This is a genomic window from Flavobacterium cauense R2A-7, assembly GCF_000498475.1.
GTDB lineage: Bacteria > Bacteroidota > Bacteroidia > Flavobacteriales > Flavobacteriaceae > Flavobacterium > Flavobacterium cauense.
Window position 1 is genome coordinate 1 of sequence record NZ_AVBI01000010.1, and the last position, 17990, is coordinate 17990.

The window sequence follows — 17990 nt, forward strand, 5'->3', positions numbered from 1 at the left end:
AGCCGGCGGGACGTTAGCAGCAATTTTTGACGAACGATTCGACATATGAAATCAGTAATATTTTTTCTTTTTCTTATTCTTGTAAAAAATCCTCTTCAGGAGAAATTTAGATTGAATGGAAAATACAAAGTAGTTCCATCAAATGGTAGAACTTACTTTATTGAATTTAATGATTCAATCTACGTCAAAACACGACCAAATGGCACTACAAGTACCGGAATTGTTCAATATGGAGGGAATCTAATTTATCTCCGTGATTTTGAACGAGAGTTAAAAATGGTAAACCGCCGTGTGATTACTGTAGAGACTAAACCGAAAGAAATGGATTTAATAGCTTTAAAAACTGGTAAACAAGATTCAATTGAATATTCTCACCATGCTTATCGTGAAGGTGGACCTATTAATTGGTTACATATTACTGACGAGCAAGGTAAATTAATCAAAATCAAATAAAACTGCTGCTAACAGCGGTTTTATGCAATGGCGGGGCTTGGGATTTTTTTGGAAAGTTTTTGCTCGCACTTTTTGTATTAAAATTCATGTATTTCTTTCACTCTTTTCGGTATATTTGTAAACGTCAGTAATAAAAATTCCGCCACTGACATAAAGCCGGCGGGACGTTGGCAGTAATTTTACAAAACAGACGTACTAACAAATGGAATGGTTAAATAATTTTGAAAAAATTGGACATTGGGAGTTAAATGATAAATTCAAATCTCATAAAGTTTTAAATCATTTAAACTTGAGAGGAATTAACTTTGTAGTAGACTATGAAAAAGCAAGATTGGAAAATGTAGTATATGTATTTAAGACAGAAAATGAGATATTATACATTGGTGAAACTACAAAAGGAATTAAGGAGAGATTTTCAAGTTATAGATACGGATTTGACAAATTAATTGATACCGATAATAGAATTAAAGTAGAAATTACAAAAATATTATTGGAAAACAAACCTATTGAAATCTATTTACTACAACCCAAAGCGATTGTTAAATTCAATAATGAAAATATAGAGCTACCAGTTTCAAAATCATTGGAAGACTATTTAATTACAACTTATCGACCAAGGCTTAATAAAAAAGAGAACAAATCCCTTAAATAAACAATTCACTATGTTGAAGATGTTGCAGACTAAGGGCTTGAAATTTTATTAACTTACTTAAAAAAATAAAAAACTACTGCCAACAGTGGTTTTATGAAATTGGGGCTTTAGGGCAAAATTAAAGGTAATTTCATATATTTGACTTCCGTGAGAATGGAATGGTTTGGGGATATATAAACCCCAACTTCATAAAGCCACGGGACGTTAGCGGTAATTTTAACATAACTAAATAGTATTCAAGATATTACAACAAAATATGATAAATAAATTAGAAAAAGCAGAAGAACAGATATATTCAGAGCAGCAAGAAGTTTCGTACGATACAAGGGAATTGACTATTGAATATCTTGTAGATAAGTATATGAAAGGAATTGAAAACGAAGATAATGAATTGTTTGTTCCTGACTATCAAAGGGATTTTGTATGGGAAGAAGAAAGACAAGCTAAATTTATTGAATCTGTCATCCTAGGTTTGCCTATACCCTTCATATTTGTAGCAGAAATAAAAGATAGCGGTAGACTTGAAATTGTTGATGGTTCTCAAAGGATTAGAACCCTAGCAGCTTTTTTAAATAATGAATTAAAGCTTAAAAAACTTGAAAAACTAACTCTTTTAAATAATGTTAAGTTTTCAGAGTTAAGCATTCCAAGACAAAGAAAGATTAGAAATATTCCTATTAGGATGATCGTTTTGACTGATAAAGCTTCTGAACAAGTTAGAAATGACATGTTTGAAAGAATCAATAGAGGTAGTGAATTACTTAAAGATATGGAGAAAAGAAAAGGTATCTACAAAGGTTCCTTTAATGATTTCATTTATGAAATCTGTGAAAAAGAATCTAAGTTTAAGAAACTAACACCTATTGTTAAATGGTTAAAAAATCGTCAAGAATTACAAGAACTTGTGTTGAGATTTTTCGCTCTGTCTGACCATTATCAACACTATCCAAGTGGAACTGGAATTTCTAAATTTTTAGACAATTATTTGGAAACAAAAAACAAAAATTTTACTGAAAAGGAAAAGGAAACAAGATTAAGGGATTTTAGAACAGTTGTAAACTTTGTGGAGAAAAATTTTGAATATGGTTTTGCTAAATCTAATGTTCCTCAAGTTTCCAGAGTTTATTTTGAAGCCATTGCTGTTGGAGTTTTAATGGCTCTTAAAGATAATCCTCAATTAAAAACTTCGAAAGTTGAAACTTCGAAATGGATAAAATCTAAAGCTTTTAACGAAGTCATAGCTGGAAAATATGAAACTCATAGTCCTCGTAGAATAAAAGAACGTATTGAATTTGTTAGAAACGCATTGAATAAAAAATGAATACTATAAAAAACGAATTTGATGAAAAATATGCACATATCAATTTATATTTTGATATGTTGGACAAACTTATTAATAAAGCCGCAAAATTACAAGATAACACAGGTGATATACACGAAGTTAATCATGATTTAATTAAGGTTTTGAAAGCAAATGTTTTTTTATTGCTCTACAATTTGTTAGAATCTACTGTTCGAAAATCTACAGAACATATTCATATATCTTTGTCAACTGATACCCTACAGTATAAGGATTTTCAGAAAGAAGTTCAAAAGATATGGATTGAGTTTAAATACAATAATTTGAAAGATCAAGGATCTTCACAAATTTTAGATGTTTTTGAAAATATTTCTACAGATTTAATTAATGTAGGATATGATGATTATATAAACAAACGAAAAGCTAACGACATGTCAGGAAATGTAGATGCCAAAAGTGTTCGGGAACTTTCAACAAAATATGGATTTTCGAACAATTCCAGGGTTAAAGGTGGCTCATTAGTTATAATAAAAAACAGGAGAAATAATCTAGCCCATGGAAATATAACTTTTGCTGAATGTGGTAAAGATTATACATATTCAGAATTAATTAAATTCAAAAAGGAAGTTTATCTCTTTTTGAAGGAATTTTTAAACAATGTGGAAAAATTCACTTCAATAAAATCCTATAAAAAATAAAAACTACCGCTAACAGCGGTTTTGTGCAAGTGGGGTTTTGGTGCTTAATGGGACGATCGGGAACCAAAAGTCTTTGCTCCTTTTCAACTTTCTTCTTTCAAACTTTTCGGTATATTTGTCAACATCAGTAACAAAATTCCGCCACTTCTTAAAGCCGGCGGGACGTTAGCAGTAACCTTTGCCAAAAATTACGCATAAAAAAATATGACGATTACAAATAAAGATTTAAAACTAATTATTCCATTTATTCTGTTTGTAGCGCTTGGTGTATATGGAATGTATTCCGTTAATTATATTTCAGTAAGTCAAACGATGAAAGCTACATTTAGTTGGTGCTTAATTCCTTCAATTGCTTTTGCATTGTACTATGCTTATTTTTCAACTTTTGGATATAAAAAAATATCGGTATCTCTTTGGAGAAAGATTATAGGTTTTATTGCAATGACAATTATAACTGGACTTATTGCATTATTTTCATTTCAGGGAATTTTAATGATTATAAATTCTAAACTTGGTAATCAAAAAGAATATTTACTCTCTGGAAAAATCATAAAATTGAACTATCCAAAAAAGAAAAAAAGTGGCAATAAATATTCTATAGAAATCGAAAGAAAATTAGAGAATGACACAATCGAATTAAATGTTCCAACAAATGAATATCAAATAGGGCAAAATTTCGAAAAACAAATGAAAATTGGCTCACTAAATTTTATCTATATAGAAAAATAAAAGGCTACTGCTAACAGCGGTTTTGAGCAAGTGGGGTTTTAGGGCAAAACTGAAACTCTTTTTTGTATATTTGGCTTAGTGATAAAACAAACTGAAGGAACAAAAACCCCCACCTTCTCAAAGCCGGCGGGACGTTAGGCGAAATACAAACCAACATACATCAAAAAACCAAAAATATGTTTACAGTCAACATCAATTCGAAAGGAACAAACAGCTGCTACGAACAATTCGAAGAAGAATTTTTAGAGATATGCAACCAACATAAAAATGAAGGACGAGCATTAGTTTTCGCTTTTATTGTTTATGATTTCGAAAATGCTCATATTTCTCAAATGCTCAATAATTCAGATTATTGGATCAGTCTAAATGCAGTTTCTGGAAACTACTTAACAGTCTTTAGTCTTCATTATAAACCAGAAGATATGAAAGAGAAATTGATGGAAATGATGAGACAAAAAATGGATGGTGCAATTAAAAATCTTCATTTCATTCCAGCAAATCAAAATCCTTCTTTAGATTCAAATAACTTAATAAAAAAATATTTTGGCAACGACATAACAATTAATTATCCTTCAGTGCTATTTTTTCAAACTAATGGTGAAAAAGTCACAGATTACAGACTAATAGAGTTAGACCAAGAACGTCTCGAAGATTCTTTCATAGAACTAAAAAAATATATTCGCTCTGCAGCAAATGCGTTGACTGAAGTTAATCGCGAACAATATGACGAAAAAACCGTTTTTAATTTGGTTGACCAAACCGTTTCAGGTATAAGACAAGCAATTCAAATTAAAAAGGGAATTAAAATTATCTCATCAATTACAGAATTAGCAACAACCGTGACAGGCCTAAATCAATAATGTACTTCGCCTAACAGCGGTTTTAAGAAATTGGGGGTTGAGTGTATAATGGAATGGTCTTTTTGTATATTTGACTTCAGTCTTAACGGAATGGTTTGGGAACAAAAATCCCCAACTTCTTAAAGCCGGCGGGACGTTACCTGCAACCCTAAACTACGACTATACAAACATTTAACAAAAAGACGAAAGTCATTATTATTATTATACAATATGATAAACAATTTTTTTGACTTTATAAGTCTTCATACAGGTGAAGAAAAAAAAGAAAAGGTTTTAGAAAATATTAAATCTAACATTTCTTTTCGTGGTTCAAATTTATGGATTTTAGCTTGTGCTATTGTAATTGCTTCGGTTGGTTTAAATGTAAATTCAACCGCTGTAATAATTGGTGCAATGCTTATTTCTCCACTAATGGGTCCAATTGTTGGAGCTGGGTTTGCTTTAGCTATTTTTGATTTTGATTTGCTAAAAAAGTCAGGGAAAAATTTGCTTATTGCTACCTTTGTTAGTTTATTAGTTTCGACTATTTATTTTTTTATTAGCCCTTTCAAAGAAACACAATCAGAATTATTAGCGAGAACTTCACCGAATATTTATGATGTAATGATTGCATTTTTTGGTGGTTTAGTTGGCGTTATTGCGTTAACAAGAGTTGAAAAAGGAAACCCTATTCCTGGAGTAGCTATTGCAACAGCATTAATGCCACCTCTTTGTACAGCAGGATATGGTTTGGCAACTGCAAATTTTTCTTATTTTTTTGGGGCATTTTATCTTTATTCTATAAACTGCTTTTTTATTTGCATTTCAACATTCTTAATCATTAAGTATCTTCAATACCCCCCGGTAAAGATTATAAATGAAAAGTTTGAGAAAAAAATTCGTTATAGTATCACAGTACTGATATTTTTAATGATTTTACCAAGTTTTTATTTAGCTTATACATTATTTCAAGAAAAAAAATTTAATCAAAAGGTAGAACAATTTGTAACTAATGAGTTTGCCAACAATGGATACACCTTGATATATAAAAACATTTCATACAAGACAAATCCCAAAAAAATAGAGTTTGCTTTTCTTTCAAAAAAATTTACACCACATGAATTGAAAGATTTGAAAAAGAAACTACTACAATACGATATAACCAATACAGAGATAAACATTCGACAAGACACCAAAGACATTAAAGGGGAAATTTTGAATGAGTTAAGAAAACAGAATAAAACTTTAACAGACAAAGACATTATAATTAATAACCTTAATCAAGAACTAAACGAATACAAAATTGACAACACAGAAACATTAAAAGAATTAGCAATTTTATTTCCTGAATTGAAAGATGTGTCTATTGGAAGACATATTACAAATCCAAATACTGACTCCACGACAACATTGACTGTTTTACTTTATCAAACAGATAAGTCGAAACAAGAAATTGATATAAAAAAAATAGACCTGTGGTTAAAGCAAAAATTTAAAACAGACGATATAAAAATAGTACAACAGCAATAAGGGCAGCAGGTAACAGCAGTTTGGCAAAATGGCGGAGTAAGTGCTAAATTGAGCATTTGGTTTTCAAATAAACATTAGTGCTAAATTGAAAGTAAGTGCTTCTAAATCCGCCACTTCGCCAAGCTGCAAACCGTTAACTACAATTTAGCCAAAAAATGGAGAATTCAATAACTTAATGCAACAAATGATAAATTTTATCTTTGTTGAATTATGGAAAAATCACGCAAACGATTAACCCTAAATGAAAGGGTAATTATTCAAACTTTATTGGGTGAAAATAGAACCAAAAGTTACATTGCTGCACAACTAAACAGATCACGTTCTTCCATCACTAGAGAAGTCAACAATTGGATTAGAAAACCTTCAGACAAATACGATGCACAAATGGCGCATTGGTTTGCTAAAGACGAATATCTAAACAAAAGAAATCTCGATAAAATCAATACCTATAAAAGACTCAAATTCTTTGTCTACAAAGGTTTATTATCCAAACACAGTCCAGAACAAATCGCAGGTAGAATCAAGGAACAATATCCTAATGATCCGATAATGTCCATCTCTCATGAAGCTATTTATCAGCACATTTACAGACACAGACAATCCTATTTGGGCAAGAAACTAATCAAGCTCCTTCCCTATCATCATCACAAGCGAAGAGAGAAACGAAAGTTTGCTAAAAACAGAATCCGAATCAAAGACCAAGTCAGTATTGACCAAAGACCAAAGCACGTGGAACTCCGAAAAGAAGTGGGACATTGGGAAGGAGATTTAATGATTGGTGTGGGGCAAAAAAGCGCCATTGCAACAGTAGTGGAACGTAAAACACGCTATACTTTAATTCTAAAAATCGATAACAGAAAATCCAAAACAGTAACAAAAGCAATGGCTAAGGCATTAAATACATTACCACAACACATCAGAAAAACAATGACTTACGATAACGGAATTGAAATGGCAAATCACAAATGGCTAACTAGTAATACGGGAATGAATGTTTATTTTGCACATCCCTACTCCTCCTGGGAAAGGGGTACAAACGAAAATACCAACGGCCTAATCAGGCGTTTTTTCCCAAAAGGAACCGACTTTAACAACATAACAGCCAAACAGATAAAAGAAGCTGAAGCAGCCTAAATAACCGTCCAAGAAAGGTGTTGGGATACAAAACCCCAACCGAGAAATTAAGAGAAGAAATACCATTTTCGGAAATAACTTTTGGCTCCTTAAAAAGCCTAAAAAGTTATTCTGAAAATAAACGCAATATTTAAGAAAAATACTAAATTTGAAAAACCGAATATTAACTGACCTTGTTGCATTAAGGTCTTGAAACCGCCCGTTAGCTTTCATATAATACCTTTAATGATGATGGATTTTATTTTAAAAACATGGATTTGGATTACTTTTATAAGAAATAAAGAAACATTACCAACTGAATCAAAAATAATTAATCCTAAAATGGAATATGAAACAATGTCTGGAGCATTTATTTGGGAAGACGAAGGGTTATGGGAACTTAGAAATAATCAACTAAAAGATGCTTTTAAATATGTCATTAATCATAGAATGAAATTAATTGTAGGTCGAGATAGTGATGTTGAAGTTATGCGCTCTAAAAATTTTGATAAAAGGATTTTTGAAATGGCAAAAAAATATTTTCCTAACTGGATTGGATTTGAAAAATCGAGATGCTCTTACAATTCTGAACTTGCAGATAGAATACTTAGAATTAAAAAAGTTGAAAATTGGAGATTTCAAAAATATTGAATGAATAATAATAAATAAAAGCGAACGCATAACAGCGGTTTTCTGCAATGGCGGGTTTGGGGATTTTTTGGAATGGTTAGTGCTTGCACTTCTCTCCTATTTTTCAACTTTTTTCTTTTATCTTTTATCTTTTCGGTATTTTAATAGTAACTGTAGCAAAAAAGCCCATATTTAAAATCCCACTTCTCAGATTTAGAATGAATCGAAACACCTACCAATATTTCCATTTTGCAGATGAATTAGCCCAGTTTACAAATTAATTTTGTTCCAAAAAAAATAAACTAAGACTTTTGAATCAGTTAATTATTTAAAACATTTATTATGAAAAAGTCGATTGTTCTTGCTATTCATATAGGATTTTGGTTCTCTTATTTTTTAGTGCTTTTTTTCATTATTGCAGCGGCGACTCAGGGTTTTTCTACAGGGCCAAATTTAGAATACCTCATTAAATTTGGCTTCCCATTTACTGTAGTACCTTCATTGTCTTGCTTTTATCTGTTTTATTTCTTCCTTTTTCCAAAGTACATTCAAAATCGAAAAATAGGACGTTCTTTTTTATACAGTGTTCTTATTTCGGTTGGCTGTGCTTTTATTTCAGGATTCATAATAAGCATGTTATTTGGAACAAAAATCATGTTCAAAGGAGGCTATACCAGCTTTATTTCCGAAATTGTAACAATGGCTCTTATTGGCTTTGTTATTGGTATTATAGGGGTTATTATCAGAGGATTCATAACATGGTATGATGAACTAAAAGTAAAGGAAGAGCTAAATCTTAAAAATCATAAAATTGAATTGGCCTTAGTGAAATCGCAATTGGATCCTCATTTTTTGTTCAATACCATTAACAATATTGATGTATTGATACTTAAATCGCCTGAACTTGCTTCTGAATATCTGAATAAATTATCCGATATTCTACGGTTTATGTTATTTGAAACAAAGCTTGAAAAAATAGCATTATCAAAGGAAACAGAATACATAAAAAAATATATCGAACTGCAGAAAATAAGAACGTCAAATGAAAATTTTGTACGCTTTACTATCAACGGTGAAATTTCAAATGAAACGATACCGTCAATGCTTTTAATTCCTTTTATCGAAAATGCTTTTAAACATGTAAGCAATAAAAAAACAGAGAATGCCATAACAATATCGTTATCGGTTGAAACTAAAAAAATAATTTTTGAATGTGAAAATAAATTCGGTGAAAGCAATAAATCTTTAGAATTTAATGGTTTAGGGAACGACTTAATTAAAAAGAGAATTGAACTTTTGTATCCAAAAAAACATACCTTAGACATCACAAATCAAAACAACACCTATAAAGTAAATCTAGTTTTATACAATGACTAAATTCTCATGCATCATCATTGAAGACGAACCTTTAGCGCTGGAAAGAACTAAAGGCTTTGTCATGAAAACACCTTTTCTGAATCTGTTAGATACTTTCGATAATGCACTGGACGGATTGGCTTTCTTAAAATCCAATAAAGTTGATTTACTTTTTTTAGACATTAATATGGATGAGTTATCCGGTATCGAACTGCTCGAAAGTTCCAAATTAGACTGTCGTGTAATTATTACTACCGCCTACTCCGAATATGCTTTAAAAGGATATGAACTCAACATCACTGATTACTTATTAAAACCTTTTACTTTCGAACGTTTTTTACAGGCCATCAATAAAATTCAGGACAACAAAGCTATTGTTTCTAATGAGTTGAATTCAAATTTTATTTTCGTTAAAACCGAGAATCGATTGGAAAAAATCAACATCGATGAAATTCTGTTTATTGAAGGAATGAGAGATTACAGAAGAATCCATACGATTCATAAAAGAATCATGACACTTCAGAATTTTTCGGAATTGGAACAACTTCTTCCGGCAAAATTAATATGCAGAGTTCACAAATCTTACATGGTTTCTATCAGTAAAATTGATGAAATTGAACGGAGCAGAATTAAAATTTCAAAGCACATTATTCCTATTTCTGAAACCTACAGAAATCATTTCTTTTCTCAGATTAACAGTTAAATCCATCTACTTTCTAAGTTTTTTTTAAACCTAATTCCATTTTGCAGATGAAAATACGGAGTTTGCATAATTAAGTTTTATAATCGTATTTCAGGTTTCAACTTTGTTTCATAATCAATTTAAAAACTATTAAAATGAAACAAATCACATTATGCTGTATAGCACTATTTATTGCTTTTTCAGCTGTAGGTCAGAATTCTAAAAATGATATCGATGGTTTATTTTCGGAATGGAAAAAACCGAATAATCCAGGAGGTGTTGTGATGGTAACACACAAAAATCAAATTATTTTTTCACATGCGTATGGGTTAGCCAATATTCCATACCGAATTCCAAATGACAAAGAAACGATATTTAATGTTGGTTCAATATCTAAACAATTTACAGCAATGGGAATTGTTTTATTGCAACTCGAAGGGAAATTGTCTGTTGATGACGCTATACAAAAGTACTTACCCGAAATGCCGCAATTTAAACAAACAATCACTATTCGACACTTATTGCATCATACCAGCGGACTAAGAAGTTCACCAGAATTGTTTGGACTTGCAGGATGGAGAGACGGTGATGCGATTACCAATGAGGATGTTTATCGATATTTGGCGAAGCAAGTTGATTTAAACTTCGAACCGGGTTCAGAATATATGTATTCGAATTCCGGATATATTTTACTTGCCAAAATTATCGAAAACGTGACGAAACAAGATTTTAAAAGCTGGATGAAAGAAAATATATTTCTACCGTTTCAAATGAATGCAACTTTTATTGAAGAAGATTGTTCTAAGCTAATTTCAAATACTGCGGTATCATACACTGAAATCGAACCGTCTGTTTTTAAAACCATAGAAAACAATGATTTAACCTATGGCGCCTCTAATGTATATTCAACAAGTACCGATTTGTTAAAATGGGCAAAAAACTTTTATGAAACTCCTAAAGAATGGCAAACAGCATTCACCATGCTTGAAACTTTAGAGGTATTAAACTCCGGAAGAAAAAACAATTATGCTTTTGGGATTTTTGTTGATGATTTTTTTGGAAACCGCAGAGTGCAACACACAGGCGCTATTGCAGGTTTTCGATCAATCCTATATTGTTATCCTGATGAAGATTTAGAAATTGTTATCCTTTCCAATTTCACATCCAATCAACTCTTCAAAATTGCCGATCAGATAAGTCAGCTATTCTTAGACAATAAATCAATTGCCAAGAAGGAAGAAATCGCCATAAATCCGGTTAAACTCAACAGCGAAGTTTTAAAAAAACACGAAGGTTTGTATTGGAATGATACCGATAATTATTCCCGCAAAATTTATTTCGAAAATGATACTTTATGGTACTTGAGAAGCAATAATAAAAAATCCCCTTTACTTCCTATATCGGAAACCGAGTTTCAAATGGGAGGCATAAATGAAAAATTGGTAATAAAATTTGAAGATCATTCGAATACAATGAAATTGATTTCCAGCGATAATTCAATTCTGAAATTTAAAAAATATGAATATAACGTCCCCACACCTAAAGAGTTAAAATCCTATACCGGAACTTATTACAGCCCAGAATTAGAAACTTCGTATACAATAAGTCTAAAAGACGGAAAACTATATGGATATCACAGTCGCTTTGGCGAATTTGAAATTCGAATTCTTAAAAAAGATGTTTTGGATTGGTCAGGAATGTCCATTTCAAAACACATAAGAGATAAAAAAGGAAATGTTCTTGGTTTCAAAATTACCCTGAATAGAATTCGAAATTTGTGGTTTGAAAAAAAACAGACGCTATAGACCACAAGGTTTTGCGAAGTTTAGGTGTGACTCTGTGTCAGGAAAAGTCAGGTTTTGTACTTTCTGAAGTAAACTTGGCTTTTTTCTTTCAGCTTTCGATATATTTGTTGGCAACAGTATTAAAAAAAACCGAAGCGAAAACATGAAATTAACCAACATTATACTTTTATTATTTACAATAAATATTTCTTTGGCACAAAAAACCGAAACTATTACTATTCCAAAAGGAATTGTTTACAATTATTGTGATAATAAGACGATTGAAAAAGCAAAGAAAACAATTGCTGATAACTTATCTAACAATAACAATTATACACTTTTGCAAGACAATCTCATTATTGGTCCTGAACTATGGAAACGGTTTAAAGACAACAAAAAAATACAACAAATTGAAAAAGGTAAAGTACAATTTCATGTTGATAATTTAGTTTTAGAAGGAAAAATGAGTCAGGAACTTAATGATTCAAAAATAATTTGGGATGAGTTTCGAAAAGAAATATCTCAAAAATATATCATTAGAAAAGCTAATGAAGAAGAATTAAAATATTATTGGTCTGTAATATCCTTTGATATTGATGAACCATTATTAATTATCGAAACAAAAGAACATAATTACATTTTAAACATTTTAAAGGATGATTTAAAATTAATGTGGTTAGATGAAGCACCCAAAAAAACAGAAAATCATAATGAATCCGGTAATGTGGGTTTCAAAAAATATCAAAACGGGAATGAAATTGAGTCAATTTCTAAAGGCATTAAAGAGACTGCGCTTGAAAAAGTTATATTGCTAAGTACTGATAAAGAACTGAAAGAAAACAGTTCAATTGAAGACATTAAAGCCATCATAGACAAAACAAATATAATATTTGAAGAACTATTCAAAAATTCAGAAAAACCCGGAAAAATCATGGTCTATTTTGAATTACAAAAGAAAAAAAATGAAATCCTATTCGCTGTTCGAGACGACTTAGATTTAGAAATAATGAAAGAATTTGAAAAAAGAGTGAATCGGGAAAAATATCCTAACTCAAAAAAAGACTCCATAAAACTTCAATTAGTCTACAAAGTAAATTCATTTAATGATACCGAGTAAAAGTTTTTGCCACTAAGGATTTAATGAAATTTGGGGCTAAGTATTAAAAGGAAGATCTTTTGCATATTTGGTTTCATTCCTAATGAAAAGGGTTGGAAATATACAAACCTCGACTTCAAAAAGCCATGGGGGCGCTATAATACATTTAAAAAAGACTAACCTTAAACAGATAATGAAGATTCTGCCGATTGAAAAATTAACTTTAGTTTCAAATTTATCAAAATCTGAAGTACTTGAAGAATTAAGTTCAAACACCAGACCAACACAAAGTTTAAGCTTTGGTAGTCCAAAAGTTGAAAATGCTAAACTTTTTCATGGAACTATTTATGAAGACAGTTTCAACATTAAAAGGGTGATTGATTACAGAAATTCATTTCTCCCAGAAGTTAATGGGAAAGTTATCGAAAAAACAAATGGGACAGAAATCGAAATAGAGCTGAAACCGGTTTCACTCGTTATGGCATTTATGATAATCTGGTTGGGTGGAGTTTCGTTTGCATTTATCACAGCTCTAATAGGAGCTATTACTGGCGAAAGTCCATTACAAATTTCATTGATTCCTCTAGGAATGCTGCTTATTGGTTTTGGAATGTTAAAATTTGGTTTCTCAACTGAAACTGAAAAAACAAAGAACAATATTATTAAAATTTTAAAAGCGAAAGTGAAATAAAAAGGTTGTTAACTTTGGCTTCTGTAATGGTCGGTTTAAGGCATTTTTTTTAAAATGGTCGGTGTTTGTATTTTCGCATTAAATTGAACTTTTTTCTTTCAGCTTTCGATATATTTGTTGGCAACAACAGCAAAAACCTCAAACTTAAAAAACCAGGGAACTTCGTAGCAATTATAAAAAACCGAAATGAAAATCCAGATTACTTTTATAATTCTTTTATTTTTTATCAGTTGCAAAAAAGATGATACTGAAAAATCTATTCAAAATTTAGAAAATCAGTCCCAAAACTTAATCAAATCAACCGATACCAGTAAAATTGGAAAAGTTGTATTTGAAAAACATCCGGCATTTGGAATCATTATATATCAGAACCATAGCCTGTTTGACGAAAACCTAAACGAAATAGGTCAAATCTATTCAAAAGGCTTTGAAAAAGTGCATATTGTAGAAAGAACTAAAATGATGTATAATCTAAAAAACAGCTCTGAAGATTGCGAAAAAGCATATTTCATAAAAATTAAATATAACAACCAAGAGTGCATAATTTTCGGAAAAGAAGTTTTTGAAATCAATACTGAGCAACTATTTTCATTTAAAAACTTAGATGGAGAAAAATTTTCATTATTTCCAGTTACAAATTTCGAAATGGGCGCATCAGATGAAAATGGATTAACCGGTTGTGATGATTATAGTATTTTAATTATCGAAAATAAAACCAGGCAAAATTTTGCTTCAATACGTTATCCAATAAACGGAACTAATCGCAATATTCAAAAATTAGAAAAAGCTGTTTTAATACATGACGAGGGTTCTGATGAAATCATACAAAATGTTTCTATAAAAAATGACACTTTAGTTATAGGAATAAAAGCAATTTATCAAGAAGGCGGAAGTTCATACAATTTAAAAACAACATTCAAAGACAATTTTTCAAAATCTATCATAACTGACAAAATCAATTTTGAAGAAGAAGAGTAAAATAACAACTGAGAAAAGTACTTTTTCGAAAATTAAACTTCAAGGCAATAATTAAAGCTATTACATACACTTTTCTTCAGAGCTAATGGAAATTTTAGGAACATCCAATCCGAAATTCCATGAAGCATGAAGCGTTTGTTGTCATTAAAAAATGCGTCGCTTAAAAAAATATTTCTAAAAAACAATACGATAAAACAATCACTTATTTTTCAAGATCAACTTTGCTTACCGTTGTTATAAGCTGTAACTTTACAATTGCAAAAATCTAACAACCAATAACTTAACCCAACGCTGTGACATTAAAAAATCATTAATTCTAAACTTCAGAAACAATGGAACAGCAACTTGAACAAATTCGCGAACAGCAAAAAGCTTCGTGGAATAAATTTTCTTCCGGATGGAAAAAATGGGATGACCTTACCATGGATTTCTTAAAACCAATGGGCACTGAAATCATAAAAGAACTAAATCTAAAAAACAACGATATTGTCTTAGATATCGCAGCAGGAACCGGCGAACCGGGTTTAACAATAGCCGCCGCGATTCCGGACGGAAAAGTTATCCTAACCGACCTGGCCGAAGATATGCTGGAAATAGCCCGTGAAAACGCTATGTTGAGAGGAATCAAAAACATTGAAACGATGGTTTGTGATGTTTGCGAACTGCCTTTTCCTGACAATACTTTCGATGCAATAAGCTGTAGATTTGGTTTCATGTTTTTCCCGGATATGCAGCTCGCTGCCAAAGAAATGATGCGGGTTCTCAAACCAAACGGAAGAATTGCCACTGCGGTTTGGAATGTCCCTGAAAAAAACTTCTGGGTTACAGCAATTATGGGAACCATCAATAAAAATATGGAATTGAGCGGACCGCCACCCGGAGCACCGGGAATGTTTCGTTGTGCTGCAGACAGTTTCATGACCGATGTATTCAAACAAGCCGGATTCAAAAATGTTTCACAAAAGGAAATTAACGGAAAACTAAACTGCAAAACAACTGATACCTATTGGAATATGATGACGGAAGTTGGCGCACCTATTGTCGCTGCCTTAAGCAAAGCTGATGAATCTATGAAAGAAAAAATCAAAAGAGAAGTATTTGAACTGGTAAATCAAAAATTTCCCGACGGCAATGTTGTGATTGACTCCAGTGCTTTAATCATTTATGGTGAAAAACCTTAAAACATAAAAAATCCCTCAGCTGAGGGATTTTTATTAATATTCAAATACTCCGTATTCCGAAGTTATGGTGAGTCTTTTTTCTTCGGAAGCTTCTACTCTTCCTATTATCTGAGCATCCACACCAAATGATTTTGAAATTTCGATGATGTCTTCAGCAATATCAGCCGGAACATAAAGCTCCATACGATGTCCACAGTTAAATACCTGATACATTTCTTTCCAATCGGTATTGGATTGTTCCTGAATCAGTTTGAATAATGGCGGAACCGGGAATAAATTGTCTTTAATAATATGCAGATGATCAATAAAGTGAAGGATTTTCGTTTGCGCACCACCACTGCAATGTACCATTCCGTGAATCAATCCTGAAGTATATTTATCCAAAATCGCTTTGATAATCGGAGCATACGTACGGGTTGGAGACAGCACTAATTTTCCCGCATCAATTGGAGAACCTTCAACCTTATCGGTCAATTTCACGTTTCCGGAATATACTAAATCTTTGGGTACTGAAGCATCGTAACTTTCAGGATAGGTATCGGCTAAATAATTGGCAAACACATCATGACGTGCTGATGTTAATCCGTTACTTCCCATTCCTCCATTGTATCCTTTCTCATAATTGGCCTGTCCGAAAGAAGCCAATCCCACAATCACATCGCCCGCTTCGATATTGGCATTATCCACGACATTTTTACGTTTCATACGTGCCGTTACTGTAGAATCTACAATAATAGTTCGTACCAAGTCGCCTACATCAGCTGTTTCTCCACCTGTAGAGTGGATTGTTACACCATATTCTTTAAGTTCTGCAATCAGCTCTTCCGTTCCGTTGATAATGGCCGAAAGTACTTCACCGGGAATCAGATTTTTATTTCTTCCGATGGTTGAGGACAGCATGATATTATCGGTAGCCCCTACACACAATAAGTCATCAATATTCATGATTAACGCATCTTGCGCAATTCCTTTCCAAACCGAAATATCGCCCGTTTCTTTCCAGTACATGTAAGCCAAAGACGATTTCGTTCCGGCACCGTCGGCGTGCATGATTAAACAATACTCTTCATCTCCGGTTAAATAATCGGGAACAATTTTACAGAAAGCTTTTGGAAATAATCCTTTATCGATATTTTTGATGGCGTTGTGCACATCTTCTTTGGAAGCCGAAACTCCGCGCAGATTGTAACGTTGGCTGTTATCAGAACTCATTTGTTGTAGTTAGTTGCCCTTCGACAAGCTCAGGGTAAATGTTGTTGTGCTGCAAAGATAAGTAGAAAGGAGAAAATAGAGAATAGAAAATAGAATAAAGAAAACATCTCATCAATAAAAATTAATATTTTATAATTAACACCTGTATCTCAATTACAATCTCTATTCTCTTATTTACTCAAAATCATAATTTCCACACGGCGATTGGCCAAAGCCTGTTCTTCGTTAGCTTCCGGGATTGGATATTTAGGATGTGAAACGCCAAAACCTTTTACTTTCACCCTTTTCTGAGCGACTCCATTACCTTCTAAAACTCTTCGAATCTGTTTGGCGCGATCCAGAGACAAATTTCTGGCATCGGCTTTTACACAACAGATATGACCTTGCACTTCGATAACCATCGTTGGATTTTTCATCATCACATCAATCAATTCATCCATCGCCGGTTTTGAGGTAGGCATCATTCCGAAAGAATTCTGATAAAAGAAAATATTTTTAATAACGATTTTAGTACCGGGTTTGGCTAACGCAACTTTTTCCTCTAAAGTCGCATTTGCGGGGAAATGCATGTCTTCTTCTTCAATCGGAACCACTTCAGCAACAACAGGCTCAACGGGTTTGATTCCTAAAATTTCATTTTCACGGGCTAGATCTTTCGGAAGAATATAATAAATCACCACTTTTCGGTTCTCGGCTTTATTCCTGGATTGATTGTGGGTTTCACCAAAGCTGCGCGTTTTAAAATCGTCGCGGATCTTCACATTATTCTTCACTATAAGATTATGGATAAAATTCACGCGGCGTTGGGAAAGCGAATCGTTATGCACATTGGTTCCGTCTTCGTCTGTAAATCCGCTAATGGCTACTACTTTTGATTCTTTATTAGTGATAATCCAATTATTCAAAATCTCAGTTTGCTTTTTAGTTAACTCATGCTTATTAGTTTCGAAATAAACCGAAAACTGCTCCTGTGCCGAAATAAACAAAGGAAAAATAAGAACAAAAAACAGGAGGAATCGTTTCATAAAAATGCTTTTAGGCTATAACGAATAAACGAAAATATTAT

General features: G+C 32.1%; 17 protein-coding genes and 1 pseudogene. 16 read left to right on the plus strand and 2 right to left on the minus strand.

All coding sequences use genetic code 11. The features are described from left to right. Positions 1-45: 45 nt before the first annotated feature. The 16 genes and pseudogenes from FCR2A7T_RS03475 (at position 46) to FCR2A7T_RS03550 (ending at position 15712) form a co-directional block, all read left to right on the plus strand. Positions 46-453, plus strand: a complete 408-nt coding sequence (locus tag FCR2A7T_RS03475; protein ID WP_035117222.1) for a hypothetical protein — start codon at positions 46-48, stop codon at positions 451-453. Between the two features lie 202 nt (positions 454-655). Beyond that, positions 656-1105, plus strand: a complete 450-nt coding sequence (locus FCR2A7T_RS03480; protein ID WP_023569893.1) for a hypothetical protein — start codon at positions 656-658, stop codon at positions 1103-1105. 256 nt (positions 1106-1361) lie between these two features. Beyond that, the gene (locus tag FCR2A7T_RS03485) at positions 1362-2426 is read left to right on the plus strand and encodes a DUF262 domain-containing protein (RefSeq protein ID WP_023569894.1); all 1065 of its coding nucleotides are present in this window, start codon (positions 1362-1364) and stop codon (positions 2424-2426) included. Then, complete coding sequence (locus tag FCR2A7T_RS03490) at positions 2423-3103, plus strand: MAE_28990/MAE_18760 family HEPN-like nuclease (RefSeq protein WP_035117225.1); 681 nt, start codon at positions 2423-2425, stop codon at positions 3101-3103. The genes FCR2A7T_RS03485 and FCR2A7T_RS03490 overlap by 4 nt, the downstream gene beginning before the upstream one ends. Before the next feature lie 204 nt (positions 3104-3307). Next, positions 3308-3832: a hypothetical protein gene (locus tag FCR2A7T_RS03495; protein ID WP_023569895.1), complete on the plus strand. Its 525-nt coding sequence runs from the start codon at positions 3308-3310 to the stop codon at positions 3830-3832. A 176-nt stretch (positions 3833-4008) separates the two neighbouring features. After that, positions 4009-4692 carry a hypothetical protein gene (locus tag FCR2A7T_RS03500; protein WP_023569896.1) on the plus strand — a complete coding sequence of 228 codons (684 nt, stop codon included), beginning with the start codon at positions 4009-4011 and terminating at the stop codon, positions 4690-4692. Positions 4693-4902: 210 nt separating this feature from the next. Then, a complete protein-coding gene (locus FCR2A7T_RS03505) occupies positions 4903-6201 on the plus strand; it encodes a TIGR00341 family protein (protein ID WP_023569897.1) in 1299 nt (432 codons plus the stop codon). A 210-nt stretch (positions 6202-6411) separates the two neighbouring features. Next, positions 6412-7469 (plus strand): annotated as a pseudogene (locus tag FCR2A7T_RS03510) (IS30 family transposase). A gap of 91 nt (positions 7470-7560) precedes the next feature. Beyond that, a complete protein-coding gene (locus FCR2A7T_RS03515) occupies positions 7561-7965 on the plus strand; it encodes a hypothetical protein (protein ID WP_035117227.1) in 405 nt (134 codons plus the stop codon). A 321-nt stretch (positions 7966-8286) separates the two neighbouring features. Continuing rightward, the gene (locus FCR2A7T_RS03520; protein ID WP_023569901.1) at positions 8287-9321 is read left to right on the plus strand and encodes a sensor histidine kinase; all 1035 of its coding nucleotides are present in this window, start codon (positions 8287-8289) and stop codon (positions 9319-9321) included. Then, a complete protein-coding gene (locus tag FCR2A7T_RS03525; protein ID WP_035117229.1) occupies positions 9314-10003 on the plus strand; it encodes a LytR/AlgR family response regulator transcription factor in 690 nt (229 codons plus the stop codon). The genes FCR2A7T_RS03520 and FCR2A7T_RS03525 overlap by 8 nt, the downstream gene beginning before the upstream one ends. Positions 10004-10137: 134 nt before the next feature. Beyond that, on the plus strand, positions 10138-11787 hold the full coding sequence (locus FCR2A7T_RS03530; RefSeq protein WP_023569903.1) for a serine hydrolase domain-containing protein: 1650 nt from the start codon (positions 10138-10140) through the stop codon (positions 11785-11787). A 142-nt stretch (positions 11788-11929) separates the two neighbouring features. Beyond that, positions 11930-12883 carry a hypothetical protein gene (locus tag FCR2A7T_RS14660; RefSeq protein ID WP_023569904.1) on the plus strand — a complete coding sequence of 318 codons (954 nt, stop codon included), beginning with the start codon at positions 11930-11932 and terminating at the stop codon, positions 12881-12883. Between the two features lie 172 nt (positions 12884-13055). Next, positions 13056-13553: a hypothetical protein gene (locus FCR2A7T_RS03540; protein WP_023569905.1), complete on the plus strand. Its 498-nt coding sequence runs from the start codon at positions 13056-13058 to the stop codon at positions 13551-13553. 186 nt (positions 13554-13739) lie between these two features. Next, positions 13740-14531 carry a hypothetical protein gene (locus tag FCR2A7T_RS03545; protein ID WP_023569906.1) on the plus strand — a complete coding sequence of 264 codons (792 nt, stop codon included), beginning with the start codon at positions 13740-13742 and terminating at the stop codon, positions 14529-14531. Positions 14532-14863: 332 nt separating this feature from the next. Then, positions 14864-15712, plus strand: coding sequence for a class I SAM-dependent methyltransferase (locus FCR2A7T_RS03550; RefSeq protein WP_023569909.1), 849 nt, complete (start codon positions 14864-14866; stop codon positions 15710-15712). Positions 15713-15745: 33 nt separating this feature from the next. Here the strand turns inward: FCR2A7T_RS03550 and FCR2A7T_RS03555 are convergent, their stop codons facing one another. Further along, positions 15746-16924, minus strand: a complete 1179-nt coding sequence (locus tag FCR2A7T_RS03555; protein WP_023569910.1) for an AIR synthase related protein — start codon at positions 16922-16924, stop codon at positions 15746-15748. Between the two features lie 170 nt (positions 16925-17094). Beyond that, complete coding sequence (locus tag FCR2A7T_RS03560; protein ID WP_023569911.1) at positions 17095-17949, minus strand: OmpA family protein; 855 nt, start codon at positions 17947-17949, stop codon at positions 17095-17097. Positions 17950-17990: the final 41 nt, after the last annotated feature.

Coding starts and splice junctions, on each gene's coding strand:
- FCR2A7T_RS03475 (WP_035117222.1), top strand. CDS start 46: ATGAAATCAGTAATATTTTTTCTTTTTCTTATTCTTGTAAAAAATCCT.
- FCR2A7T_RS03480 (WP_023569893.1), top strand. CDS start 656: ATGGAATGGTTAAATAATTTTGAAAAAATTGGACATTGGGAGTTAAAT.
- FCR2A7T_RS03485 (WP_023569894.1), top strand. CDS start 1,362: ATGATAAATAAATTAGAAAAAGCAGAAGAACAGATATATTCAGAGCAG.
- FCR2A7T_RS03490 (WP_035117225.1), top strand. CDS start 2,423: ATGAATACTATAAAAAACGAATTTGATGAAAAATATGCACATATCAAT.
- FCR2A7T_RS03495 (WP_023569895.1), top strand. CDS start 3,308: ATGACGATTACAAATAAAGATTTAAAACTAATTATTCCATTTATTCTG.
- FCR2A7T_RS03500 (WP_023569896.1), top strand. CDS start 4,009: ATGTTTACAGTCAACATCAATTCGAAAGGAACAAACAGCTGCTACGAA.
- FCR2A7T_RS03505 (WP_023569897.1), top strand. CDS start 4,903: ATGATAAACAATTTTTTTGACTTTATAAGTCTTCATACAGGTGAAGAA.
- FCR2A7T_RS03515 (WP_035117227.1), top strand. CDS start 7,561: ATGATGATGGATTTTATTTTAAAAACATGGATTTGGATTACTTTTATA.
- FCR2A7T_RS03520 (WP_023569901.1), top strand. CDS start 8,287: ATGAAAAAGTCGATTGTTCTTGCTATTCATATAGGATTTTGGTTCTCT.
- FCR2A7T_RS03525 (WP_035117229.1), top strand. CDS start 9,314: ATGACTAAATTCTCATGCATCATCATTGAAGACGAACCTTTAGCGCTG.
- FCR2A7T_RS03530 (WP_023569903.1), top strand. CDS start 10,138: ATGAAACAAATCACATTATGCTGTATAGCACTATTTATTGCTTTTTCA.
- FCR2A7T_RS14660 (WP_023569904.1), top strand. CDS start 11,930: ATGAAATTAACCAACATTATACTTTTATTATTTACAATAAATATTTCT.
- FCR2A7T_RS03540 (WP_023569905.1), top strand. CDS start 13,056: ATGAAGATTCTGCCGATTGAAAAATTAACTTTAGTTTCAAATTTATCA.
- FCR2A7T_RS03545 (WP_023569906.1), top strand. CDS start 13,740: ATGAAAATCCAGATTACTTTTATAATTCTTTTATTTTTTATCAGTTGC.
- FCR2A7T_RS03550 (WP_023569909.1), top strand. CDS start 14,864: ATGGAACAGCAACTTGAACAAATTCGCGAACAGCAAAAAGCTTCGTGG.
- FCR2A7T_RS03555 (WP_023569910.1), bottom strand. CDS start 16,924: ATGAGTTCTGATAACAGCCAACGTTACAATCTGCGCGGAGTTTCGGCT.
- FCR2A7T_RS03560 (WP_023569911.1), bottom strand. CDS start 17,949: ATGAAACGATTCCTCCTGTTTTTTGTTCTTATTTTTCCTTTGTTTATT.